At 72.2% G+C, this 24,024-nt stretch carries 16 protein-coding genes; 12 read left to right on the forward strand and 4 right to left on the reverse strand.

The window, feature by feature from the left end; genetic code table 11:
* Window positions 1-17: 17 nt before the first annotated feature.
* The 3 genes from EJK15_RS30800 to EJK15_RS30810 all read left to right on the forward strand — a co-directional run bounded on the left by EJK15_RS30800 (window position 18) and on the right by EJK15_RS30810 (window position 4,126).
* Window positions 18-2,939 (forward strand): AfsR/SARP family transcriptional regulator, encoded by a 2,922-nt coding sequence (locus EJK15_RS30800; RefSeq protein ID WP_138713991.1) that lies wholly within the window; start codon window positions 18-20, stop codon window positions 2,937-2,939.
* 73 nt (window positions 2,940-3,012) lie between these two features.
* Window positions 3,013-3,600 carry a hypothetical protein gene (locus EJK15_RS30805; protein ID WP_138713992.1) on the forward strand — a complete coding sequence of 196 codons (588 nt, stop codon included), beginning with the start codon at window positions 3,013-3,015 and terminating at the stop codon, window positions 3,598-3,600.
* Window positions 3,584-4,126 (forward strand): OmpA family protein, encoded by a 543-nt coding sequence (locus tag EJK15_RS30810; RefSeq protein ID WP_138713993.1) that lies wholly within the window; start codon window positions 3,584-3,586, stop codon window positions 4,124-4,126. The genes EJK15_RS30805 and EJK15_RS30810 overlap by 17 nt, the downstream gene beginning before the upstream one ends.
* Window positions 4,127-4,134: 8 nt before the next feature.
* Here EJK15_RS30810 and EJK15_RS30815 read toward each other — a convergent pair whose 3' ends face one another.
* Both EJK15_RS30815 and EJK15_RS30820 read right to left on the reverse strand, forming a co-directional pair.
* Entirely contained in the window at window positions 4,135-5,226 is a 1,092-nt protein-coding gene (locus EJK15_RS30815) for a S1C family serine protease (protein WP_138713994.1), read from the reverse strand.
* 19 nt (window positions 5,227-5,245) lie between these two features.
* Window positions 5,246-6,685 carry an AMP-binding protein gene (locus EJK15_RS30820; RefSeq protein WP_138713995.1) on the reverse strand — a complete coding sequence of 480 codons (1,440 nt, stop codon included), beginning with the start codon at window positions 6,683-6,685 and terminating at the stop codon, window positions 5,246-5,248.
* Between the two features lie 80 nt (window positions 6,686-6,765).
* Here EJK15_RS30820 and EJK15_RS30825 point away from each other — a divergent pair, with 80 nt between their 5' ends.
* The 8 genes from EJK15_RS30825 (at window position 6,766) to pgfA (ending at window position 20,229) form a co-directional block, all read left to right on the forward strand.
* Window positions 6,766-7,848 carry a hypothetical protein gene (locus tag EJK15_RS30825; protein ID WP_138713996.1) on the forward strand — a complete coding sequence of 361 codons (1,083 nt, stop codon included), beginning with the start codon at window positions 6,766-6,768 and terminating at the stop codon, window positions 7,846-7,848.
* Window positions 7,849-7,918: 70 nt separating this feature from the next.
* Complete coding sequence (locus tag EJK15_RS30830; protein WP_138713997.1) at window positions 7,919-10,096, forward strand: acyl-CoA dehydrogenase family protein; 2,178 nt, start codon at window positions 7,919-7,921, stop codon at window positions 10,094-10,096.
* A 127-nt stretch (window positions 10,097-10,223) separates the two neighbouring features.
* The gene (locus EJK15_RS30835) at window positions 10,224-11,708 is read left to right on the forward strand and encodes an MmpA family trehalose lipid delivery protein (RefSeq protein WP_138713998.1); all 1,485 of its coding nucleotides are present in this window, start codon (window positions 10,224-10,226) and stop codon (window positions 11,706-11,708) included.
* Between the two features lie 125 nt (window positions 11,709-11,833).
* Window positions 11,834-11,965, forward strand: a complete 132-nt coding sequence (locus tag EJK15_RS76475; protein WP_260477562.1) for a hypothetical protein — start codon at window positions 11,834-11,836, stop codon at window positions 11,963-11,965.
* A gap of 86 nt (window positions 11,966-12,051) precedes the next feature.
* Window positions 12,052-13,272 carry a glycosyltransferase family 4 protein gene (locus EJK15_RS30840; protein WP_240777317.1) on the forward strand — a complete coding sequence of 407 codons (1,221 nt, stop codon included), beginning with the start codon at window positions 12,052-12,054 and terminating at the stop codon, window positions 13,270-13,272.
* The gene (locus tag EJK15_RS30845) at window positions 13,269-17,408 is read left to right on the forward strand and encodes an alpha-(1->3)-arabinofuranosyltransferase (RefSeq protein WP_138713999.1); all 4,140 of its coding nucleotides are present in this window, start codon (window positions 13,269-13,271) and stop codon (window positions 17,406-17,408) included. The genes EJK15_RS30840 and EJK15_RS30845 overlap by 4 nt, the downstream gene beginning before the upstream one ends.
* Window positions 17,405-19,255 (forward strand): hypothetical protein, encoded by a 1,851-nt coding sequence (locus EJK15_RS30850; RefSeq protein ID WP_138714000.1) that lies wholly within the window; start codon window positions 17,405-17,407, stop codon window positions 19,253-19,255. The genes EJK15_RS30845 and EJK15_RS30850 overlap by 4 nt, the downstream gene beginning before the upstream one ends.
* Window positions 19,256-19,260: 5 nt before the next feature.
* Window positions 19,261-20,229 carry a cell envelope lipid trafficking protein PgfA gene (gene pgfA, locus EJK15_RS30855; RefSeq protein ID WP_138714001.1) on the forward strand — a complete coding sequence of 323 codons (969 nt, stop codon included), beginning with the start codon at window positions 19,261-19,263 and terminating at the stop codon, window positions 20,227-20,229.
* Here pgfA and EJK15_RS30860 read toward each other — a convergent pair.
* Window positions 20,170-20,910, reverse strand: a complete 741-nt coding sequence (locus EJK15_RS30860) for a class I SAM-dependent methyltransferase (protein WP_240777318.1) — start codon at window positions 20,908-20,910, stop codon at window positions 20,170-20,172. The genes pgfA and EJK15_RS30860 overlap by 60 nt on opposite strands.
* Before the next feature lie 34 nt (window positions 20,911-20,944).
* Here EJK15_RS30860 and EJK15_RS30865 point away from each other — a divergent pair, with 34 nt between their 5' ends.
* Window positions 20,945-22,774, forward strand: coding sequence for a hypothetical protein (locus EJK15_RS30865; RefSeq protein WP_171074626.1), 1,830 nt, complete (start codon window positions 20,945-20,947; stop codon window positions 22,772-22,774).
* Here the strand turns inward: EJK15_RS30865 and EJK15_RS30870 are convergent.
* Window positions 22,711-23,964 (reverse strand): acyltransferase family protein, encoded by a 1,254-nt coding sequence (locus EJK15_RS30870; protein WP_138714004.1) that lies wholly within the window; start codon window positions 23,962-23,964, stop codon window positions 22,711-22,713. The two genes, EJK15_RS30865 and EJK15_RS30870, sit on opposite strands and share 64 nt — an antisense overlap.
* Window positions 23,965-24,024 lie beyond the last annotated feature (60 nt).

A 24,024-nucleotide genomic window follows, 5' to 3' on the forward strand; every position in this document is an offset into this window, starting at 1 on the left:
GCGATGCTGAAAGGTGGGTGACCGTGCGGTTCGGCGTGCTCGGGCCGCTGCGGATCGACGGAGGGCAGGCGCCGGGACCGGCCAAGCACCGTACGCTGCTGGCCGCCCTCCTGCTGTCGGCCCCCGAGCGGGTGCCGGTCGAGCGGCTGATGTCCGTGGTCTGGGACGACCGGCCGCCGGCGTCCGCCGAGTCGGTGCTCAGGGTGTACGTCAGCGCGCTGCGCAAGCTGGTCGGCGGCATCCGTACGGTGCCCGGCGGCTACCTGATCGAGGTGGATCCTGACGACGTCGACTGCCACCGGTTCGAGCGGCTGGTCGCCGGGGCGCGGCAGGCGAGGGCCGCGGGGCAGGTGGCGGACGCGGCCGACGGGTTCAGGGCGGCGCTGGGGCTGTGGCGGGGGCAGGCGCTGGCCGACGTCGAGTCGTCGGTGCTGCGCAGGGCGCACGCCGTACCGCTGGAGGAGCTGCGCCTGACCGCGCTGGAGGAGCGCGTCGAGCTGGACCTTCGGCTGGGCAGGGGCACGGAGGTGGTCGGCGAGCTGCGGGCGCTGGTCGGCGCGCACCCGCTGCGGGAGCGGGCCTGGGTACGCCTCATCGAGGCCCTCCACCAGGCGGGACGCCGGTCGGAGGCGCTCGGCGCCTACCAGGACGCGCGCCGGACGCTGGTCGAGGAGCTCGGCCTGGAGCCGGGCGCCGAACTGAACGCCGCCCAGCAGCGGGTGCTGAACGATGCCGATCGGCCGCCGCTGGAGGGCGCATCTCCATGGCCACCGGCCGGTGCCGATCCGCTGCGGGTGGACGGCGACCATCGGCGGATTGTGGCGGGCGGCGATGAGCTGCCGCCGGATATTTCAGACTTTGCCGGGCGGCGGCAGGTGCTCGACTGGATCCACAGGACCGCGCGCGAGCAGGCGTCGGCGGCCCCCGTACACCTGATCCTGCACGGCCCGCCCGGCTGCGGGAAGTCGGCCGTGGCCGTGCACGCCGCCACCGGGCTGGAACTGCCCGACGGCCGCCTCTACGCCTCGCTCGGCGCCAGGCCGCCCAGTGCCGTGCTCGAAGACCTGCTGCGCTCGCTGGGATGCCCGGACGGCGCGGTGCCGCCTGCGCTGGACGACCGCGTGCGGCTCTACCGCAGCATGACGGCCCGCAGGCGGCTGCTCGTCGTGCTGGACGACGCCGCCGACGAGGCCCAGGTACGCCCCCTGCTGCCGACCGGGCCCGGCAGCCTCACCGTGGTGACCAGCAGGTCGTCGCTGCCTGGGCTGGAGGCGGCGCGGGCGTACGAGCTGGGAGTGCTCGACGAGGACGAGGCCGTGGCCATGCTCGCGGGCGTGGCCGGGCACGATCGGGTACGCGCCGAGCCCGAGCCCGCCCGCCGCATCGTCCGGCTCTGCGGCCACCTGCCCCTGGCCCTGCGCATCGCCGGATCCCGGCTGGCCAGGAAGCCGGGCTGGACGCTCGACCACCTGGCGGGCCGCCTCGGCGACGAGCGGCGCAGGCTCGACGAGCTCAGCGCGGGCGACCTGGCGGTACGCGGCAGCCTGGCGCTCGGCTACCGAGGCCTGCCCGACCCGGAACGCCGCCTGCTGCGCGAGCTGGGCGCCCTGTCCGCCCCCGACTTCGCCTCCTGGGTGCTCGACGCGGACCTGGAGCCGCTGGCGGAGGCCGGCCTGCTGCAGTCGCGCGGGCTGGACGAGGCCGGCCAGGAGCGGTACGGGTGGCACGACCTGACCAGGCTCTACGCCATCGAACGGCTGGCCGGCGAGGACGGCGGTCCCGCGGCCGTGCTGGCGGCCAGGGCGGAGGCGATCCTGGAGCGTGCCCGGCAGGCCAGAGCCGCCCTCCTCCCCGCCGAGCCAGGCACCGGCCGCACCCAGGTCCACCTGCCCGAGAACGACCCGGCTCTCGAGACCGGGTGGCTGCGGCAGGAGGCGCGGTGGCTGAGCGCCGAGCGCCGGTTCCTGGTGGCGGCCGTCGGGGACCTCTACCGGGCGGATCTGCACGAGGCCGCCTGGCGGCTGGCGTTCTACCTGACGCCGCTGTTCGAGCTGGGCGCCCACCACGACGACTGGCACGCCACCACGGCGATCGGCCTGGACGCGGCCAGGGTGGCGGGCCACCGGCGCGGCGAGGCCCTCCTGCTACGTGGCCTGGCCGACCTGCACAGGGCGGAGGGCCGCATGGAGGCGGCCGAAGCGGCGCTGCGAGCGGCCCAGCCCTTGGTGGAAGGGCTGGAGCTGGCCAGGATCACGCTCAGGCTCGGCCTGGTCCAAGCCCGCTCCCGTCCCACGGAGGTGATGCCGGGTGACGGGCCTGCCGCTGGAGAGGGGGAGCGGTGGTCTCCGCGGGTGGCGCAGGCCGAGCAGGCCTTCGTACGGGCGCTCGGGGTCTTCGAGGAGGCCGGTGATCGGCGCGGCCGGGCGGATGCGCTGCGGGCGCTCGGCGCGCTGCGCCAGGACGAGGAGCGGCTGCGGGAGAGCCTGGCCGCCTACCAGGACCTGAGCGACCCTCGGGGCGAGGCGGAAGCACTGCTCGACCTGGCCAGGCTGCATCTCGGCGCCCGCCGTCACCCCCAGGCCCGCGACTGCGTGGAGCGCCGGCTGCGGATCAACCGCCGCCTCGGCGACCGCCTGCCCGAGGCGGCGGCGCTGCTCGTACTGGCCGAGGTCGCCGGGGCGGAGGGAGCCCCTGACGCCGCCGCGTCTGCCGCACGGGAGGCCCTGGAGACGTTCACCCAATACGGCGACCGCAGGAACGCCGGGCACGCCCTGTTGTCGCTCGCCCGGGCCGCACTCGACCTCGACGACCCCGATGGCGCGGTTGATGTGCTTATACGCGCTATGGGAGAGTTTGACGCCCTCGGCGACGATCAGGGCAGGGCCGCGGCCGAACGGCTCGTGCGGGAGGCCCGCGGGCGGCGTGGTCAACGCATATAGCGGACTATGCGGACCCTGAAGGTCGCCTACCTAGGGTGAGGGCCACATCCCCGACGACGAAGGTGATCACATCATGCGAAAGACGATCGCGCTGGCTGCCGCGGCCGCCGCGCTGGCCGGCTGCGGCATGCTGCCGGGCCGGCAGGGCGGCGGCGGCGAGGAGAAGCAGTCGCAGGCCGTCACCGAGAAGCAGGCCACGCCCACCCGCGAGCCCGACCAGGAGCAGCAGACCGCAGCCCCGCAGCAGGGCCAGGTGATCGTCGGCCGCGAGACCAAGGTCGGAGCAGGCGACATGTTCGGCAAGGCCCGCGTCGAGATCACTGCGCTCAAGCGCCAGGGCAAGACCGTGAGCCTCAACTGGACGGTCACCGCGACCGATGGCAAGGTCAACCTGCACAACGGCATGGGCAGCGGCCCGCTGGACTTCACGGTCTCGGCCGTCTCCCTGATCGACCCCGTCAACGCTAAGCGCTACCGGGTGGCCCGCAACGGCACGGGCCAGGACGCGGAGTGCGTCTGCTCCGGCACCCAGGGCCAGTTCCTGGAGTCGGGGGAGGCCTCCACGCTGTACGCGGTCTTCGCCGCCCCGCCCGCGGATGTCACGAAGGTCAACGTTGAGATGCCCATGATCGGCGTGTTCACCGATGTTCCGATCTCTTAGCGTCGCCGTGGCCCTCGTCCTGTCCCCGACCCCGGCGCCCAGCGTGCCGCCCGACGCCACCGGCACCGTCGAGGACCTGGTTCTGCCCGTCGAGGACATCATCGGCGAGATCGAGTCGATGGACGGCACCGAGAGCGAGACCAAGCAGGGGCGCCAGGTGACGGTCGCGCTGACCAGCGACGTGCTGTTCCCGCTGGACAAGTGGCGGCTGACCGCCAAGGCCAGGAAGCGGCTCGAGCAGGTGGCCGAAAAGGTCAACGCCGAGGGCGCCGGCGGCGTGGTCAAGATCGAGGGGCATACCGACGATCAGGGGAGCGACGGCTACAACGTCACGCTGTCGCGGCGGCGGGCGCAGGCCGTACAGGAGGCCATGCGCGGGCTGCTGACCGGCGCGGGCGTGACCCTCCAGGCGAGTGGGTACGGCGAGAGCCGGCCCAAGCTGCCCAACGTCGTCGACGGCAAGCCCGTGGAGAACAACCGGGCCAAGAACCGCCGCGTCGAGATCGTCTTCACGGCCAAGCAGTGACGCCCGCGTCAGTCGCCCGGCAACTGCCCCAGCGTCACGTTGATCGTCTCCTTGGTGCCGTCCTCGCGGATCACGCCGACCTTGGCCTGGTCGCCGGGCTTGAGGGTGGCGATGACCTCGGCCAGGTCGGCCATCGTCGGCGTCTTCTTGCCGTTGATCGAGACGATCACATCTCCGGCCCGGATCCCCGCCTTCCGCGCGCCTCCGCCCGCCTCGGCCCGGACCACCCCCACGCCGTTGGGCTCACCGTCGGAGCCGACGACCGTGCTGCCCCTGATGCCGAGCGCGGCCCGATGGCTGTTGGTGACCTTGCCGTCCCTGGCGATCTGGGTGGCGATGTCGATGGCCGTGTTGCTGGGGATCGCGAAGCCGATGCCGGGGGCGGCGCCTCCGCCCAGGTCGGGGTCCAGGGCGGCGAGCGTCGGGATGCCGATCACCTGGCCCGACAGGTCCACGAGCGCGCCGCCGCTGTTGCCCGGGTTGATCGCGGCGGACGTCTGGATGGCGCCGGCGATCGTGGCGCCGGGGGAGCCGGGGTTCTGCGGCTCGGTGACGGTACGGCCGAGGGCGGAGATGATCCCGTTGGTCACGCTGCCCGACAGCCCGAGCGGGTTGCCCATGGCGAGCACGATCTGCCCGACCCGCAGCTTCGACGAGTCCCCGAACCTGGCAGGCCGCAGCCCGTTCGGATCGTCCACCTTGATCACCGCGAGGTCGCCGGGGCTGAAGGACTTCACGAGCCTGGCCGGACGGGCGGTGCCGCCGGTGGCGATCGTGACCTCCATCTCGGTGGCCTCGCCGACCACGTGGGCGTTGGTGACGATGTGGCCCTCGGAGTCGAGGACGATGCCGGAGCCGAGCCCGACCTTGGTGGTGATCTGCACGATCGACGGCAGGACGTCCGCAATGACCTTCTCGTACGCGGCCTCGAGCGACTGCACCGGCGCGGCCGATCCCGGCGGCGAGGGGGACGGTGACGTTGGGGAGCCGGTCGGTGTGGCGGTGGGGGAGGCGATGCCGGTCGAGGTGAGAGGCCCGCAGCCGGCGATCAGCACGGCGGCGGCCACTCCCGCGACGATCTCCCTGGTGGGCTTTCTCATGCGGAGCCCACTGCCCACCTCAGCCTGAAAGATACGCTTCCCGGACGTTCCGCCTGCTGAGCTTTCCCGTCGGGGTACGAGGCAACGCCTCGCGGTACTCGATCACGCGCGGCTGCTTCAGCTTGGCCAGCCGGGGCCCGCAGTGCCGCAGCAACTCGGCGGTCAGCTCGTCCCCGCCCGGCACCCCGGCCACCGGCTGGACGAGCGCCACGACCTTGTGCCCCCACTCGAGGTCCGGCACGCCGATCACCGCCACGTCCGCGACCGACGGGTGTCCGAGCAGCACCGCCTCGACCTCGGCCGGATAGATGTTCACCCCGCCCGAGATGATCAGATCGGTCCGCCGGTCCAGCAGGAACAGGTAGCCGTCCGCGTCGAGGTAGCCGATGTCGCCCGGCGTGTAGTCGCGCCCGCGCATGGACGCCGCCGTCTTGTCCGGGTCCCCGTGGTACTCGAACCGGTTGATCCCGCCGATGTAGACCAGCCCGGGATGCCCAGGGGGCACCTCCCGGCCGTCGTCATCGACGATCGTGAACGTCATCCCCTCCAGCGCCCTGCCGACCGTGCCCGGCCTGGCCAGCCACTCCTGCGACGACACCATGGTGACCACGGCCGCCTCGGTGGAGCCGTAGTACTCCCACAGCACGGGCCCCAGCCAGTCGATCATCGCCTGCTTGGTGGCCGGCGGGCAGGGGGCCGCGCCGTGGTAGAGGTGGGTGAGGGACGAGAGGTCGTACGACTCCTTGTCCGGCACCGCCAGCAGCCGGTGGAACATCGTGGGCACCATGAACGCGTTCGTCACCCGGTGCCGCTCGATGAGCCGCAGCGTCCCGGCCGTGTCGAACCGCTCGGGCGCCACGATCGCGTGCCCGAGGTGCAGCGCCATCATGGCCTGCCCGTACGGCGCCGAGTGGTAGAGCTGCGAGCACACCAGATGCACTCCGCCGGGTGGCAGCCCGAAGTGCCGCCAGCTCTTACGCATCATGATCGGGTGCAGTTCCTCGGGCGTGAGGTCCAGCAGCCGCCGCCGCACCCCCTTGGGCCGCCCGGTGGTCCCGGAGGTGTAGAGCATCATCGACCCTGCCCGCCGGTGCTCGGGCGCGGTGGACGGCTGCCCGGCCACGAGCTCGGCCACCGTGAGGGCCGCCGGCGAGACCACGACCTCGGCCCGGCAGTCGGCGACGATGTAGTCGATCTCGTCGGTCGTGAAGTGCCAGCTGACGGGGACCAGGTACGCGCCGATCTGGTAGGTCGCGAGCATCATGGTGAGTGCGTCGAGCCCGTTCTTCAGCACGGTCGCCACGCAGTCGCCGGGCCTTACTCCTCGCGCGGTCAGGCCGTTGGAGGCCTGGTTGACGCGGACCAGCAGTCCTCCGTAGTCGATGTGGCCGATGCCCTCCTCGCCGAGAAGGGCGGGGCGTTCGGGGTCGTCGGCGGCGATTTCGTAGAATCCCCTCATGTCCGCAGACCATACAGAATTAGATTCTGCAGAGGCCATAGAGGAAATAACCCGCTCTGTGGTGACGTAATCTCAAGGCCATGGCGGACGTCGGCGACCAGAAACCTTCATTTGATGCACCCACCACCCCGTTCCGCAAGATCGTCCTGCCCGCCGAGGAGACGGTCAAGATCCCCCGGCCGCCCGCGCCTGGCCCATCCGTCCCGATAAAGCAGCCATCGGAGCAGAAGCAGCCTCCGGCGAAGCAGCCGCCGCCCGTGCAGCCGCCGCCCGTGCAGCCGCCGCCCGTGCAGAAACCACCGGCGAAGCAGCCGCGCGTGCAGCAGTCGTCCGTGCCGCCGCCGCCCCTGCGGCAGCCACCGCCCGTATCACCGCCGCTGCCCCCGCTGCCGCCCAGACCCCCGGCGCGCGGCATCGGCGACATCCCGATCAAGGTCGTCTACCTGCTCGGCGCCATCATCGCCACCGTCCTGGCGGTCGTGCTGATCTTCGTGGTCTTCTCCGGCGACGTGCCCACGACCACCGAGCCGGGCGATGATGTCGTCCGCGTCGCCCCCGTGCCGACCACGGCCACCCCCGCGGCGCCGTCGCCCACGCCGACCGTCACGGAGAGCCCGATCGTGCTGCCGCCGGTGCCGGCGAGCAAGAAGTACGCGAACCTGCCCGGCAAGGCCTCCTTGGTCATCAGCACCATCACCGACAACGACACCGGGATCACCTACCCGCGGCTGGCCTCGCCGTGGAAGGCCAGGTCGTTCCCGCCGTACTCGATCGCGCAGCGGATCGGCACGGTGAAGATGCCCTTCACGGTGATCGCCTCGGCCAAGTTCCCCGCCGAGGTGCCGGCGCAGAGGCCCGACTCCAACGCCGACTACCGCGAGATCGCCATCGACGGCGTCCGCTGGTCGATGCGCACCCAGTACCCCAAGGGCGCCACCCTGGAGTGGACCGCCTCGCAGAAGATCCCGGTCGGCAAGGGCTGGACCCTCGGCTACAAGGTGACCTACACCAACGGTGGCAAGCAGGAGGTCGCCCAGGCCATGATGACGGTCATCGAGGTGGGCAGGACCAAGCCGACGATGCTCATGGCCTCGATCCCGGAGTCCAACAAGGCCCGCTGGCGCGATCTGAACACCCTGGTTCAGCAGGTTCGGCCGCTGTAGGTCGCTAGGCCAGAAGCATCCTCTAGAATATGGTTCTGGGCATGGACTTGGACCTGCTGGAGGATGAGCAATGGCGATCGGGTTGAGCGAGGAGCATGAGGCGCTCCGGGAGTCGGTGAGCGGCTGGGCCGAGCGGAACATCCCCTCTGAGCTGCTGCGCGCCGACGTGGGCGGGCGTCCGCCGTTCTGGCCGGGCCTCGCCGAGCAGGGGCTGCTCGGCCTGCACCTGCCCGAGGAGTCCGGCGGGTCCGGCTACGGCCTGCTGGAGACGGCCGTCGCCGTCGAGGCGCTGGCCGAGCGGATGGCGCCGGGGCCGTACGTGCCGACCGTGCTCGCCAGCGCGGTCATCCACGCGTCGAAGCGCCACGAGCTCCTGGCACCGCTCGCCGACGGCACGCTCACCGGCGCCGTCGCCCTGACCGGCGCGCTGACGGGCGCCCGCGCCGACGACGGCTCCCTGGTCGTCTCCGGTACGGCCGAGCCCGTGCTGGGCGGCTCGCTGGCGGACGTCCTGGTCCTGCCGGTGACCACGACCGAGGGCGAGGAGTGGGTCGCGCTGGACGCCTCCGCCGCCACGGTCACCGCGCTCAAGTCCCTCGACCTGACCAGGCCGGTGGCCAGGGTGGAGCTGTCGGACGTCTCCGTGCCCGCCGAGCGGGTCCTGGACGGCGTCGAGGGCCCGGACGTGCTGGACCTGGCGGCGATCCTGCTCGGCGCCGAGGCGACGGGCCTGGCCTCGTGGTGCGTCACGACCGCCGCCGACTATGCCAAGGTACGCGTCCAGTTCGGCCGCCCGATCGGCCAGTTCCAGGGCATCAAGCACAAGCTCTCCCGCATGCTGGTCGCGCTGGAGCAGGCCCGCGCCACCGTCTGGGACGCCACCCGCGCGAGCGGTAAGGAGCTGTCGTACGCCGCCGCCGTCGCCGGCGTGATGGGCCCCGACGCCGCCGTCCAGTGCGCCAAGGACGCCATCCAGACGTTCGGCGGCATCGGCTACACCTACGAGCACGACGCGCACCTCTACTACCGCCGCGCGCTCACCCTGCGCGCCCTGCTCGGCTCGTCGGCAGAGTGGGCGGGCACGGTGGCGTCGCTGGCGCTGCGGGGCGTCTCCCGCGAGATGGAGATCGACCTGCCCGAGGACGCCGAGGAGCTGCGCGAGTCGATCCGCGCCGAGATCGCGGAGATCGCCCGGCTGGAGGGCAAGGAGCAGAAGCGGGCGCTGGCCGCGCGCGGCTTCGTCATGCCCCACCTGCCCAGGCCGTGGGGCCGCGGCGCCAAGCCCCTGGAGCAGGTGCTGATCGCCCAGGAGCTCAAGGCCGCCAAGGTACGCCCGCCCGCTCTGATCATCGGCGCGTGGGTGGTGCCGTCCATCGCCGTGTACGGCACCCCGGAGCAGCAGGAGCGCTTCCTGCCCAAAACGCTCAGCGGCGAGATGATCTGGTGCCAGCTGTTCTCCGAGCCCGGCGCCGGGTCCGACCTGGCCTCGTTGCAGATGAAGGCGGAGAGGGTCGAGGGCGGCTGGAAGCTCACCGGCCAGAAGATCTGGACCTCGGTCGCCCACGTGGCCGAATGGGGCATCTGCATCGCCCGCACCTCCGGCGAGGGCTCCAAGCACCAGGGCATCACGTACTTCCTGGTCGACATGAAGGCCCCCGGCGTCACCGTCAGGCCGCTGACCGAGATGACCGGCGAGAACCTGTTCAACGAGGTCTTCTTCGACGACGTGTTCGTCCCCGACGACCTGGTCGTGGGCGAGGTCGGCGAGGGCTGGAAGGTCGCCCGCAACACGCTGTCCAACGAGCGCGTCTCGCTGTCGTCCGGCTCGGGCAACACCGGGGCCTCCGTGCGCGACCTGCTCGGCCTGATCGGCCGGCTCGGCCGCGAGCTGACCCCGGCGGAGGCGCAGAAGGTGGCCGCGGTCGTCTGCGAGGGCCACTCGATCAACGCGTTGTCGCTGCGGGTCACGCTCAAGCAGCTCGCCGGGAACGAGCCGGGCGCGGACGCCTCCGTACGCAAGCTGCTGACCACCTCCCACGCCCAGCACGTCTCCGAGACGGCGGTCGAGCTCCTCGGCCCCGCAGCCACGGTGGCGGCCGACATCAAGCTCGGTGACGCGGGCTACTGGAACCGGGCGGTGCTGGCCACCAGGGCGATGACGATCTACGGCGGCACCACGGAGGTGCAGCTCAACATCATCGGCGAGCGCATGCTCGGCCTGCCCAGGGATCCCGAGCCCGGCAAGTAACGCAGGTGACCCTCCGGCGGCTACTCTCCCCTGTGCCTGGAATGTCCGGGAGCAGGGGAGAGGCGGTGCTTCGGTGGACGTCGAACGGTCACCGTCCGAGCGCCTGAAACCTGTGCGCCTGAAATCCGTGCGCCTGAGGCTCGCCCAGGCGGCGCCCGCGCTCCTGGGCGCGGTCCTGGCGGTGCTGGCGCTGGGGCCTGCCCTGGGGTGGGGGCTGGTGCTCCGCTACGACCTGCTCTTCGTGCCCGACCCGCCGCTGCTGCCGGACGGCGGCGGCTTCCCCCGCGCCGTGCCCAGCGACCTGGTCGTGGCGCTGCTGTCGCGGGTGCTGCCCGTGGAGATCGTGCAGAAGGGGCTGCTGGCCGGCGTCTTCGTGCTGGCCGCGACCGGCGCGGCGGCGCTGGTGCCGCCGGAGCGCAGGCTCGCGCGGCTGGTCGCCGCCTCCTGCTACGCCTGGAACCTGTACCTCGCGCAGCGGCTCATGCTCGGCCAGTGGGCGCTGCTGCTCGGCGTGGCCGGGCTGCCGTGGGCGGTGCGGGCCACGACCATGCGCTGGACCCGGCTCGTGCCGGCGCTGCTCCCGGCGGCGATCGGCGGGTTCCAGGCGATGCTGGTCTCGGCGCTCACCCTGATGCCGATCGCCGTCGCCCGCCGCCGGGCGCCGGTGGTCGCCGTGATCCTGATCGTGTTCAGCCTGCCCTGGGCGGTTCCCGCGCTCGGCTCGGGCGCGGTGACGGATCCGGCGGGGGTGGACGCGTTCGCCGCGCGCGCCGACGGGCCCTTCGGCGTGGTGGGCAGCCTGCTCTCCCTCGGCGGCATCTGGAGCGCGGAGGCCGGGCTGCCCGGCCAGGAGTCGTGGTGGCTCGCCACCGCGCGCCTGCTCATGGTCGCGGTGGGCGTCTTCGGCTATGTACGCCTCCGCTCCGCCCCCGACCGGCCGGCGTGGTGGGGCGGGCTGGCCGTGTCGGCCGCGGCCGGGTTTTGCCTCGCCGCGCTGGGGGCGTTCCAGCCGGGGCGCGCGGCGCTCAAATGGCTCATCGCGTGGTGGCCAGGATTCGGGCCGCTGCGTGACGGCCAGGTCTATCTGGCGCCGCTGGTCCTGCTGGTCGCGGTCGGCCTGGCCGCGGCTCTGCGGTCGGGCGCACCCGCGCTGATCGGGGTCCTGGCGCCGGTGCTGGTGCTGCCCACGCTCGCGTTCGGGGCGTTCGGCCGGCTGGCGGCGGTCACGTACCCGCCGGACTGGCGGGCCGTGCAGCGGATCGTCAACGCCGATCCCGTCCCCGGAGCGCTGCTGTCGCTGCCGTGGGGCGCGCACCGGGCCTTCGCCTGGAACGGCGGCCGGATCGTGCTCGACCCGGCCACCAAGCTCTTCGAGCGCCGGGTGGTCTGGGACGACACCCTCCTCGTCGGGCTGCCGGACGGCGGCCGGCTGCGGGTGCGCGGCGAGGACCCGCTCAACCGGCGCGCCGGCGAACTCCTGGCCGCCCGAGACTATGCGCGGCTCCCGGTCAGATACGTCCTGGTGGCGGCAAGTCAGAACGGGTTCCTACTCGAGCAGACCGGCTGGAAGACCATTTTCCGCGGGAAAGAGCTCCACTTGCTGCGGCGTTGACCGGCTGTTTCGTGATATACCGGAGAGTAACTTGCTTTATCACGGTTTGACCAATGTTATGGATTCAAAGGGAAACACGTTCTAGTCTCGGCACACTGCGCCACTGATCGGAAGGGAGTGCTCTGTTGTTGCGACTTCTCGTGGCCCTGGCCATCGGAGCTCTGCTGGCGGTTGGAGCCTCCGTCGCCGTGGTCAATGTGGCATCGCCCTCGCTGACTCCGCCGAACCAGCCGCTCTACAACTACGGCACCAGGTGATCCTTCCCGCTTGACGGGGCCATCCCAGCACAGCAGCACGGTGGGTGGCTCCGCCATGCCCGCATGCTCGCTGATGAGGAGTGACGGTGTTCTTGACCGGTGGGCACCAGGCGGAGGCGGCACGCCTGACCGAGCCGCGGACCCGCGGCCAAGGGGGGAACGAGCAGCCGCTCGCGGGGATCCGTATCGCCATGCTCAACTTCCGCGAGCCGCGGCAGTCGACCGCCGGCGGCGCCGAGGAGTACGCCTGGCAGGTCAGCCGGTGCCTGCTGGCCCAGGGGGCTTCGGTGGTGTTCGTGACCGGCCGCCAGCGGGGGCAGCGCCGCGCCGAGGTCCTGGAGAGCATCCAGCTGCGCAGGATGGGCAATCCCTATCTGGTCTACCTGCTGGTGCCGCTGTGGCTGCTGTTCCACCGGCGCCGCATCGACGCGGTGATCGACACGATGAACGGCGTCCCGTTCTTCTCCCCGCTCGTGGTGCGCCGCCGCACCCCTGTGCTCTGCCTCGTGCATCACGTCCACGACCGGCAGTTCCACGCCTTCCTCCCCCGCTGGCTGGCCAGGATCGGCTGCTTCGTCGAGGGGCCCGTCGCCCGGCTGCTCTATCGCCGCTGCCTGACGATCACGGTCTCGGAGTCGTCCAAGCTGGAGCTGGTCCGCAGGCTGCGCTGGCTCGCGCCGATCACCGTCGTGCCGAACGGCTGCGCCGAGCCCGAGGAGGCCGTGCGGGAGCCCGGCCAGGACGACCCCATGATCGTGTACGCCGGGCGCCTGGTCGGGCACAAGCGCATCGACCGGGTCGTGGACCTGGCCGCCGAGCTGGGCACGGCGTGGCCGCGGCTGACCGTGCACGTCATCGGGCGCGGTCCCGAGCAGGGCCCGCTGGCCCGTCGGGTTGTGGACAAAGAGCTGTGCGGGCGGGTCGTGCTGCACGGGTTCCTGCCCGAGGCGCGCAAGAACGCGCTGCTCGGCGCCGCGTGGCTCAACGTGACGGCCTCGGAGTTCGAGGGGTGGGGGCTGACCGTGATCGAGGCCGCCGCGCTCGGGGTGCCGACGGTGGCCTACGACGTGGCGGGGTTACGCGACTCCGTGCGCCACGGCGTCACCGGATGGCTCGTGCGCGACGGGGAGAGCCTGGCGGACGTCGTCGAGCGCGCGCTCGAGGAGCTGAAGGACCCGAGCCGCCGGACGGAGGTGGCCGACGCCTGCCGGACCTGGGCGCGGGAATTTACGTGGGCACGAACTGGAGCTAGCATAACCGGACTTATCCTGGCGAAACTCGAAGATCGCGGCGGAGCCTATCAGTGACCCAAGCCTCGCCTGGACTCCGGGGGGAGCTCGCGGAGTCCACCGCCGAGAGCTACGAGACACGGATCAGACACAGGCTGCGACTGCTCGCCTCCTGCCTCCTGCTCGGCGCCATCGCGTTCAACACCTCGACCGAGAAGATCATCCCCGAGACCAAGCTCGACATGGCGGTCAACCCGCTGGGCTTCCTCGGACGGGCCCTGCACCTGTGGGACGGCGCCTACTTCGGCCACCTGCAGAATCAGGCCTACGGCTACCTCTTCCCGATGGGCCCGTTCTACGCGCTCGGTCTCAAGCTCGGCATGGAGTCGTGGACGGTCCAGCGCCTGTGGATGTCGCTGGTGCTGTGCACCGCCTTCCTCGGCGTGGTCCAACTCGCCCGCGCCTTCGGCATCGGCGGCCCGCACACCCGCGTGATCGCCGGCTTCGTGTACGCGCTCGCACCGCACGCGCAGGCGCTGATCGGCATCAACTCCTCGGAGTTCCTGCCCAGCGCCGTGCTGCCGTGGATCCTGTTACCCCTGGTCAAAGGGGCCCGGCACGACCTGCCACCGCGCCGCGCGGCCGCGCTGTCCGCGCTCGCCTTCCTCTTCTGCGGCGGCGTCAACGCCGTGGCCGAGCTCGCCGTCCTCGTCGTCCCGATGCTGTACCTGCTGACCAGGCGCGGCGGGCCAGGCAAACGCCGGCTGATCGTCTGGTGGCTGCCGCTCATCGCCCTCGCGTCGATGTGGTGGATCTCCCCGCTGCTGACGCTGGGCCGCTACATCTTCTCCTTCCTGCCCTACATCGAGACGGCCAACGCGACGACCAGCGTCACCTCGCTGGTCAACGCGCTGCGCGGAACGTCGAGCTGGCTCAGCTTCCTGACGGTGGACGGGCAGACCTGGCTGCCCGACGCCAACCAGCAGTCCACGGTTCCGTGGCTGATCGTGGTCACCGCGGCCGTGTCGGCGCTCGGTCTCGCGGGCCTCGCCCTGCGCAGGCTGCCGGAGCGGTCATTCCTGCTGATCAGCCTGCTGTGCGGCGTCGCCATCATCACGACGGGCCATCCGGGCACTCCCCACCACGAGCTCATGGTCGACCTGCTGGACGGCCCGCTCGCCGTCTTCCGCAACCTGCACAAGTTCGACGCCCTGATCAGGCTGCCCGTGGCGCTCGGCGTCGCCGGGCTGCTGTCCCTGGTACGCCTGCGCTGGCGCAAGCCCCTGACCGCCGCCGCGGCCGGGCTCGTGGGGCTGTCGAGCCTGCCCATCCTCTACGCGGGGCTCGCACCGGCCGGTGGTTTCACCGCGATCCCCGACTACTGGAAGCAGGCCATCTCCTGGCTGGGGCAGAACGCCGGAGACGGGATGGTGCTGGCCGTGCCGGGGGCCAAGCGCGGCGAGTATCTCTGGGGGCGCCCGCTGGACGAGCCGCTGCAGGCGCTCTCGCAGCACCGCTGGGCCACGCACACCATCGTGCCCTGGGGATCGGCCGGCATCTCGCGGCTCATGGCGGCCGTCGACGAGCGCCTGTCCGCCGGCAAGGGGTCCGCGGGGCTCACGGCCACGCTGCGCCGCATCGGGGTGACGTACCTGGTGGTCAGGAACGACCTGGACCGCGGCACCATCGGCACGGCCTGGCCGGTCCGCGTGCACCAGGCGCTTGAGGACTCGCCCGGCATCTCGCTCGTGACCCAGATGGGGCCCGGCGTCGGCATCGGCCAGTACGGCAAGGCCGCCGCCTGGCTGGACCAGCCCTACCCGGCGGTCGAGATCTACCAGGTGTCCGGAGCCGCGCCGCTCGTCGGCACCGTCGAGGCCACCCGCCCGCTGCGCGTGGGAGGCGCCCCCGAGGCCGTGCTCGACCTGGCCGAGCAGGGACTGCTGGCCGACGACCGCCCGGTTCTGCTCAACGACGACGCGGGCCAGGTCAAGGTGCCCGCGCACGACACGGTGCTGACCGACACCCTGCGCCGCCGCGAGGTCGCCTTCTCCGACCTGCGCCGCGGCTCCAGCGCCACGCTCACCGTCGGCGAGCCCTTCCGCGGCAACTCACCGTCGAACGACATCCTCGACCAGGGGTGGGAGAGGTACGTCTCCACGGCGGCCTTCACCGGGATCGCGAAGGTCACGGCGTCCAGCTCCGAAGCGGACGTGACGGCGGCCGCCCAGTCCAGGGAGCCCGGCCGCCAGCCCTTCGCCGCGCTCGACGGCGACCGGCGCACCAGCTGGCGCTCCACGGGCTGGAACGGCACGGTCGGGGAATGGCTGGAGGTCGCCTTCACCGAGCCCCGGACGGTCGCCACGGTCCAGGTGGCCTTCGAGAACTCGCCCATCGGCCCTCCGCCCAGCGAGGTAGTGGTGGAGACCGACACCGGCGCGCTGCGCCAGAGGGTACGGGCCACCGGGGACGCCCAGGAGCTGCTGGTGCCGAAGGGCCCGATCAGCCGGCTGCGCCTGACGGTCACCGCCACCTCCTACGAGCCGGCGAGCAAGCTCGGCAGCCGCGTCGGGATCGCCGAGCTGACCATCCCCGACGTTCAGGCCGGCCGCTCGATCACCGTGCCCGACCCCGGCGTCGGCTCGGCCGAGCCCGTCTCGATCGCGCTCAGCAGGACCGGTGACGTCCCCGGATGCGTCAAGGGCTCGGTCGCCTGGAGCTGTGCCAAGGGCCACGAGGTGCTCGGCGACGACGGCAACGGCTTCGACCGCTCCTTCACCGTCAGGAAGGACGGCTCCTACGGCGTCTCCGGCCGTGCCGTGCTCACCGAGCGCACCGCCATCGAGCGGCTCAGCACGCTGCCCGGCGACTCCATGATCGTGCAGGCGTCCTCGACGGCGGTCGAGCACGGAGCGGCGGCCGGCCGGTGGGCGTTCGACGGCAACCCGAAGACCGCCTGGTTCGCCGATCCGCTCGACCCCCTGCCCACGCTGAGCGTCGAGCTCGCCCGCGGGACGCGGCTGTCGCAGCTCCGCGTCGTCACGCCCGACTCCTACCTCGGCGCCCCTCCCGTCCGGGTGACGATCCGCGCCGAAGGCGGGGTCAGGCAGAGCTGGGTGGGCAAGGACGGACTCATCCGCTTCCCCGCCATGGCGGCCAAGAAGATCCGGCTGGAGTTCGGGGCGTCGGGCGGCCGCCCCATCGAGATCAGCGACATCGCCTTCCCAGGGGTGCGCCCGCTCGGTGCGTTGACCGGCTTCCCGGTCAGGCTGCCCTGCGGGTTCGGCCCGACGCTCACCGTCGACGGCGCCAGTGTGCACACCGAAATCATCGATGGCACGCTCAACGACGTGGTCACTGGCAAACCCGTCATGTTCAGAAGCTGCGAGCCGCTGCGGCTCGTGACCGGTCCGTCCCGGTTGACCGTGCGGCCGGGAGAGTCCTACCGCATCGAGTCCGCGGTCATCCGTCCCGAGCCCGGCGCTCGCGAGGCCGCGCCCGTGGAGATGCGCGAGGTGTCCGTGGAGTCCTGGGACGCCGGCGAGCGCGTGGTCAAGGTCAGCGTCAACGAAGACTCCTACCTGGTCGTCAACGAGAACTTCAACGCCGGGTGGCGGGCCAGGCTGGGAGCCGTCGAGCTCAAGCCGGTCCGGCTCGACGGCTGGCGGCAGGCGTGGTTCCTCCCGGCGTACACGGCGGGCACCGTCACCCTCGCCTACGAGCCCGACGGGCCCTACCGCGCGGGACTGGTCGCGGGCGGTGCCCTGGCGCTGCTGGTCGCGGGGCTCGCCCTGGTCAGAACGGGCCCGCCCGGGCAGCACCTGGCGCCGGTCCGGCCCGCCCGCCTGCGCGCGGCTCACGTCGTGCCCTTCGCCGTCGCCCTGGGATTCTGGGTCGGCGGAGCGACGGGTGCGGCGGTCGCCGGCGCGGTCTTCGTGCTGGGAGCGTGGCTGCGCCCGCTGCGTGAGGCCGAGCACGTGCGCGCGGGTCCCGGGAGGCGGCTGCCGCTCGGGCCATGGACCGGTGTCGCCCTCTACCTGGCCGCCGCGGCCGGGGTGGCCGTGGGGGCGGGCGGCCTCTGGTCGCAGCTGCTCTGCCTGCCCCTCCTGGCGCAACTGCTCGCCGAGATCCCCGCCAGACGGGCGCCGGCGCGGCCGGCCGCGGTTCCCGTTCCCGTCGCCGCAGGCGACCCGACCATGACGAGTGTTTCGTGACCGAGACGACCAAGCCGCGCACCGGGATCGTCATCACCGTGCCGGCCCCGATGGCCCGCACCGCCGGGGCGGCGTCCCGGTGGGCCCGGCGACACGGCGTCCTGCTGGCCGGGCTCGCGCTCATCGCCGCGGCCATGGCGTGGAAGACGGCCATCGTCCAGAACGCCTACTTCAAGGAGGACGATTTCGAGTTCGTGGCCAGGGCGATGGAGAGCGATCTCTCCTTCGACTACCTGACCCGGATCCACTTCGGCCAGTTCATGCCGGGCGGCTTCCTGCTCGCGTGGCTCTCGGCCAGGCTGGAGCCCTTCGGCTGGGGATTCGCGGCCGGCGGGATCCTGGTGCTGCACGCCTGCGCCGCCCTCGCCGTCCTGCGCATGCTGCGCGTCGTGTTCGGCGACCGGCCCGCGATCCTCGCGCCGCTCCTGGTCTTCCTCGTCGCGCCGATCACCGTGCCCGCGCTGGTGTGGTGGGCGGCGGCGCTCAACACCGTCCTCCTGCAGATCGCCCTGCCCATGGCGGTCGCCTCGCACTGGCACCACCTGCGTTCAGGACGGCTGCGGCACGCCGTGGCGGCGGCGCTGTGGGTGCTGTTCGGGCTGCTCGGGTTCATCAAGGGCTTCGCCCTTCCGCTGGTGCTGTTCGCTCTCACGGCGATCTACCACGGCGGTGTGCGGACGGTGCTGCGCCGGTACGTGGCGGCCTGGTCGCTGTACCTGACCGTGCTGGTGGCCTTCGGCGCGCTCTACGTCCAGCGGTCGCTGTCGGCGACCAACACCGGGGCACTGCCGATCTTCGACCAGGCGGCGGGCTTCCTGTGGGAGCTGCTCGGCAAGACGTTCGCCACCACCGTGCTCGGCGGCCCCTGGCGGTGGTTCGCGGGCGGCGACTGGGGGGTGGCCTCACCGCCGCTGCCGGTCGTGATCGCCTCCCTCGTGACGATCGCGGTCCTGGTGACGCTCACCGCGTACTACCGCAGGCGAGCCGGCCTGGCCTGGGCGCTGCTGCTCGGATACCTGCTCGTCGCCGACGCCCTGCCGGTGCTGTGGGGCCGGGTCCACCTGCTCGGCTCGTTCGCCGGCTCGGACACGCGGTACGTCGCCGACGCCGTCCCGCTGGTCGCGCTGGTCGTCGGGCTCGCGCTGCTCCCGCTGCCGAGGGAGGTGGAGCCGTACCGGAGGGCGCTGCCCGGCAGGGAGCGGGTGTCCGGGATCTGCGGAGCCGTGCTCGGGGTGTTCGTAGGCGCGTCGCTGGTGTCGGTGACGCTCTTCGCCGACCACCTGGGCGCGGACCGGCGCTACCGCTACATCGAGACGGCCCGCGCGGAGCTGGCCAAGGCGGCGCCCGACACCGTGATCTACGACCGGCTCGTGCCGGCCGACGTGCTGCCAAGCAGCTACAAGACCTACAGCCTGACCTCCAGGGTCCTGGGCGCGATGGCCTCGCCGCGGCTCAGGGCCGGGATGCAGGCGCCGCCCGCGGCGCTCGACGGCATGGTCTTCGACGACCAGGGCCACCTGCGTCCCGTGGACGTGCAGGGGATCCCGCTCGTGCCGAACACGCCGGACCGGTGCTGGCCGATCACCGGCGGGACCGTGCTGGTGCCGCTGGACAACCGCGTCAGCCGCGAGGCGGGCACCCTGGTCCGGCTGGGATACGCCGCCCGCGGAAACACGAAGATCACGCTGTGGATGGGCGACCGCGCCACCGACGTGGAGCTGCGGGCGGGCCTGGGCAGGGTGTTCATGCTCGCGGCGCCGGGCGTCGACCGCATCGTCGTGCAGGACGTTCCGCGGGGTGTGTGCCTCGGTGACGTGACGCCGGGCGAGGCGGTGCCACGACCGTGAACGTCATGAGCCGCGGGAGCCTCGCCCTGGTGCTGGCCGGCGTGGGCGCCTTCCTGCTGACGCTCATCCCGCTGACCCGCCTGTACGTGTCCGGCCAGGTGCTCAAGGCGCCGCTGGAACAGCAGAGCATGACCAGGTCGGTGGCGGAGTCGGCCACCTACCTGGACCCGGCCACGATGCGGCCGGCGGTGGGGGACCTGGTGCAGACCCGGTGGCTGATCGGCGACGTGCTGGCCGGCGGCGACGACCGCGCGGTGTGGGGCGAGTCGGTCTCCATAGCGACCCGGGACGACGAGCGGCTGGACTACCACGAGCGGCGCCTGGCCTTCGACCGCCGCACGGGGGCCATCGTCAACTGCTGCGGCGAGTACCTCGACGAGGACACCGCGATCAGGCAGTCGGGGCAGGCCTTCCGCTGGCCCTTCAACGCCGAGCGCCGCGACTACTCGCTGTTCGACCTGCGGCTGCGCCGGCCGGTCACGGCCGAGTTCGACGGTGTCGAGCGGGTGCGCGGGGTCGAGACCTACCGCTACGTCCAGCGCACGCCGCGCCGGCTCCTGCCGGGAGAGGCGGCGCCGCTGCCGCGCAATCTCCTCGGGCTGCCGGGGAAGGGCGATGCCGGAGTGGGCCGATACGCCGAGATCCGGCGTACGTACTGGGTCGAGCCGGTCAGCGGCCAGCCGGTCAAGACGCTGGACGAGGTCCGGGAGACGCTGGTCACGGCCGACGGCCGGGGCCTGCTGACCGCGTTGGACGCGTCTTTCCGCACCACCGAGTCCGATGTCGCGGCGGCGCTGAACACGGCGGCGGCCTACCGCCGCTGGATCCTGCTGCTGGGAACCGTGGCGCCGGTGGGCGGCGGGGTGCTCGGCGCGGGCTGCCTGGTGGCCGCCGTATGGCTCACGCGGCGGCGCTCACCTGCGGCGCAGGACGAGGAGCAGGTTCCAGGTGACCAGCTCGCGGATGCCAGGTAGGTGGATGACATGCCGGGCCCAGCGGGGATGGTAGCGAGGGACCGCGTCCAGGATCTCCACGTCACGCCGCCGCCGCGCCCAGGCCAGCGGCTTGGCCACCCCGATCGCGTACATGCTCTCGCCGTAGACGTTCTTGGGCCGCCTGCCGTTCCTGCGCGCGTACCGCCGGGCGGCGTAGTGGCCGCCCAGGTAGTGCCAGGGAGAGGTCTCGTGGCCGCCCCACGGGGACAGCCAGATCGTGTACGACAGGTAGACGATCCCGCCGGGACGGGTGACCCGGACCATCTCGTCCGCCATCCGGAGCGGGTCGGGGACGTGCTCCAGCACGTTCGACGAGAAGCACACGTCCACCGAGCCCGAGGCCAGCGGGAGGTCGAGCGCGCTGCCCAGCACCGCGTCACGCGGCGGCACACCGTCGCGCAGGCGCATCTCCCCGGCGTCGCAGTCCACGCACAGCGGCTGCGCGCCGACGGCACGCAGCGCGTCGGCGAAATAGCCGGGGCCGCCTCCGATGTCGGCCACCGTGGCGCCCGCGAGATCCGTGTAGGTCGCGAGCTGGGCGACTGTGTCCCTGGCCAGGGTGCCGTAGAAGAAATCAGGATCGCTCTGCTCAAGGCGGAAGGCGCGCAGCAACCGGACGGATCTACCGAGATCCGCTCGGAACGGTTCGGGGGTGTCCACGGCGCGGAGCTTACTCCAGCGGAAGGAAACGACGATGGTTGAAGACGTCAAACGTTCCGAGCCCTTCCGGATCACGCTGCCCGCGGTCCGCACGGGGCCGGTCATGGGTGTCGGCCTGCTGCTCATCCTGGTCTCGCTGGTCTTCAGGGCCGGCGTTCTCAGCAAGGCGTACTTCGTCGAAGATGACTTCCTCTTCGTCGCCGGCGCCGGCGACAGCGGGCTCACCTGGGAGTACCTGACCCGGGTGCACAAGGGTCACCTCATGCCCGGCGCGCTGGCCGTGGTGTGGCTGCTCACGTCGGTGGCGCCGTACAACTGGGCGCTGGTCTCGTTCGTGACCATCGCCGTCCAGGCCGCGGCCTCGGTCATGTTCCTCGTGCTGCTGCGGCGGCTGTTCGGCGACCGCGCCGGCGTGCTCGCCGCGCTGACCGTCTTCGTCTTCGCGCCGCTCACCGTGCCCGCGATGAGCTGGTGGTCGGCCGCGCTCAACGCGGTGCCGCTGCAGCTCGCGCTGGTCGCCGCGCTGGCCTCGCACATCAGGTACGTACGCGAGGGCAAAGGCCGGTGGCGCGCCCTGATCTGGACCGCCGTCGGGATGGCCTTCTCCACGAAGGGAGTGTTCATCCCCTTCGTCGTGCTCGGGGTCACCAGCGCCTATCTGGGCAAGGGCCTGTGGGCGCGCGCGTTGCTCACCGAGCTGCGCAGGCCGGTCTGGTGGGCGCACGGCCTGCTGCTGGCCGGGTACGCCGTGCTCTACTTGCTGCGCCGCGACAGCGCCGGCTCCGACGCGCTGACCGGCCCGAAGTCCGAGGTGGTCCCCGGGCTCGTGCGCAGGTTACTGGGGGAGACCTTTCCCACCGGCGCCGTCGGCGGCCCGCTGCGCTGGGGCGGGCTCACCGCCACCGGAGGGCTGGCCGACCCGGCCCCAGCCACCGTGATCGCGTCATGGGCCGTGATCGCGCTGCTGGTCGTGGTCACGTGCGTGTACCGCAGGCGGGCCTGGCGGGCGTGGGCGATCCTGGCGGCCTACGTCGTCGTGGCCGACGCGGTCCCCACCGTGATCGCGCGGGCGACCGCGTGGGACCTGGTGGGCGCGGAGACCAGGTACGTGGCCGACGCCGCGGTGCTGTTCGCCCTCTGCCTGGCGCTGGCGTGGCTGCCGGTCGAGGGCGAGGACGACACCCGGCGCAGGCCGCTGCCGGGCGGGCTGTCGCTGGCCGCGGGCGCGCTGACGGTCGCCTTCCTGGCCGTGTCGCTGGTCTCGATCAACGCCTACGGCGACACGCTCAGCGGGGACAAGGCCAGGAGCTACCTGGACAACGCGCGGGCCTCGCTGGCCACCGCGGCGCCGGACGCCGACATCTACTCGCGCCCCGTGCCGCAGGAGATCGTCCTGCCCTGGAACGGCCCCCGCCGGCTGACCTCGTACGTGCTCGCGCCGCTGGCCGACCCCGAGACGAGAGAGCGCATGCGCACCCCGCGCCCCTCGGCCGCGCCGTACGTCTTCGACGCCACGGGCAAGCTCGTCCTCGTGGGCCGGGTGGCACCCTTCTTCGACGCGGTCGAGGGCAGGAAGTGCTACCGCGCGGAGCGGGTCTTCCCCGTCGAGTCCTTGGGAGGGCCCGGCATGGTGGTGGCCGTGGCCTACGTCAGCCCCCAGCCGGTGCAGGTCGTGGTGGAGCTCGGCGGCACCCAGCGGGCGGCCACCCTGCCCGCGACCGGCGTCATGGGAGCGCTGTACTACGTCCCGCACGACGGGGCGGGCAAGGGGATGCGGATCAGCGCGGCCGGTGGCCAGGGTCAGGCGTTCTGCCTCAGGGCGGTGGCCTTCGGCGAGCCGGGGCCCGCGCCTCCGGCGCTCTGAGGGATGAAGCGGACCAGCCGCCTGGCGGGCTCCTCCACGTAACGGTGGGTGAGCCCGGCCAGCGCGATCGTGAGTGCGGTGACCGCGACCAGATTGAGGATCAGGTTGCCGGTCCACGGCTGCTGCCCGGTGAAGTCGTACCAGAGGTAGAGGACCACGAACTGCCACAGGAAGACGCCGTAGGAGATCTGGCCCAGATAGCTCATGACCCGGCCGCCGAGCAGCGCGCGCACGGGCGTGGGCCGCCCGGGCTCCAGGGCCGCAGGCGCGACCAGGCAGAAGGCGATGAGCGTGTAGAGGCCCTGCTCGTAGAACGCGGTCCAGATGCCGCCCAGGCCGACGAAGCGCGGCCCGGTGACCGGGGTGGCGGCGATCAGGTAGGCCAGCCCGGCGATCAGCCACAGCGTGCCCCACGAGGACGCCAGGGCCGCGCACAGCCGGCGCGTACGGCCGTCCTCCGCCCTGGCCCAGACGGTCAGGACCGCCAGCGCCATGCCCGGCACGAAGAACGTCCACGAGCGCGGCAGCCACACGTTCAGCCACGGCCGGTACTCGGGGAAGTACTCGAAGACCGTGTACGCGTACGACAGGGCGCCGAAGGCCGCCAGCCCGATCAGCAGGCGCCTGGCCCTGGCCCGCAGGTCCGGTCCGCCGCGCAGCGCGAACCACCGCAGCGCGGCCGCCATCAGCGGGAGGGTGAGGTAGAAGGACAGCTCGACCGCCAGGCTCCACATCTGGCCGAGCCCCTTGGGCCCGAGGCCGAACCACCACGGGCTCGGGTCGTAGGTGTGCACCAGGAACAGCATCTGCGCCCACGTCCACGGATCGGACTGGTGGGCCTCGCCCCACAGCAGCAGGGCCACGGCCACCACCAGCCAGTAGGCGGGGATGATCCGGAAGAAGCGCTTCCACAGGTAGCGGCGCGTGTCCGGAGCCCGGTCGCCGGTCAGGACCTCCGCCGCCCATGGGCGGTAGAGCAGCAGGCCGGACAGCGTGAAGAAGATGGGCACGCCGATCTCACCCCTGGAGAGCACGCCACCCAGGAAACCAGGTTCCAGCGCCGTTCCCGCCTCCATCGCGACGTGGAAGAGCAGGACGGCGAACGCGGCCACGGCCCGCACGCCGTCGAGGGCGGCCTGGTGTCCGGAGACCGCCGGCACCTCCGCCGATGTAGAACCTGTTTCGGTCACGTTTCCGCATCCCTGGTGACGTTGGTCACTCCCCGCAATAACATACCGGCGAGTAGAACT

Origin of the sequence: Nonomuraea basaltis (genome assembly GCF_005893125.1) — a bacterium.
GTDB lineage: Bacteria > Actinomycetota > Actinomycetes > Streptosporangiales > Streptosporangiaceae > Nonomuraea > Nonomuraea basaltis.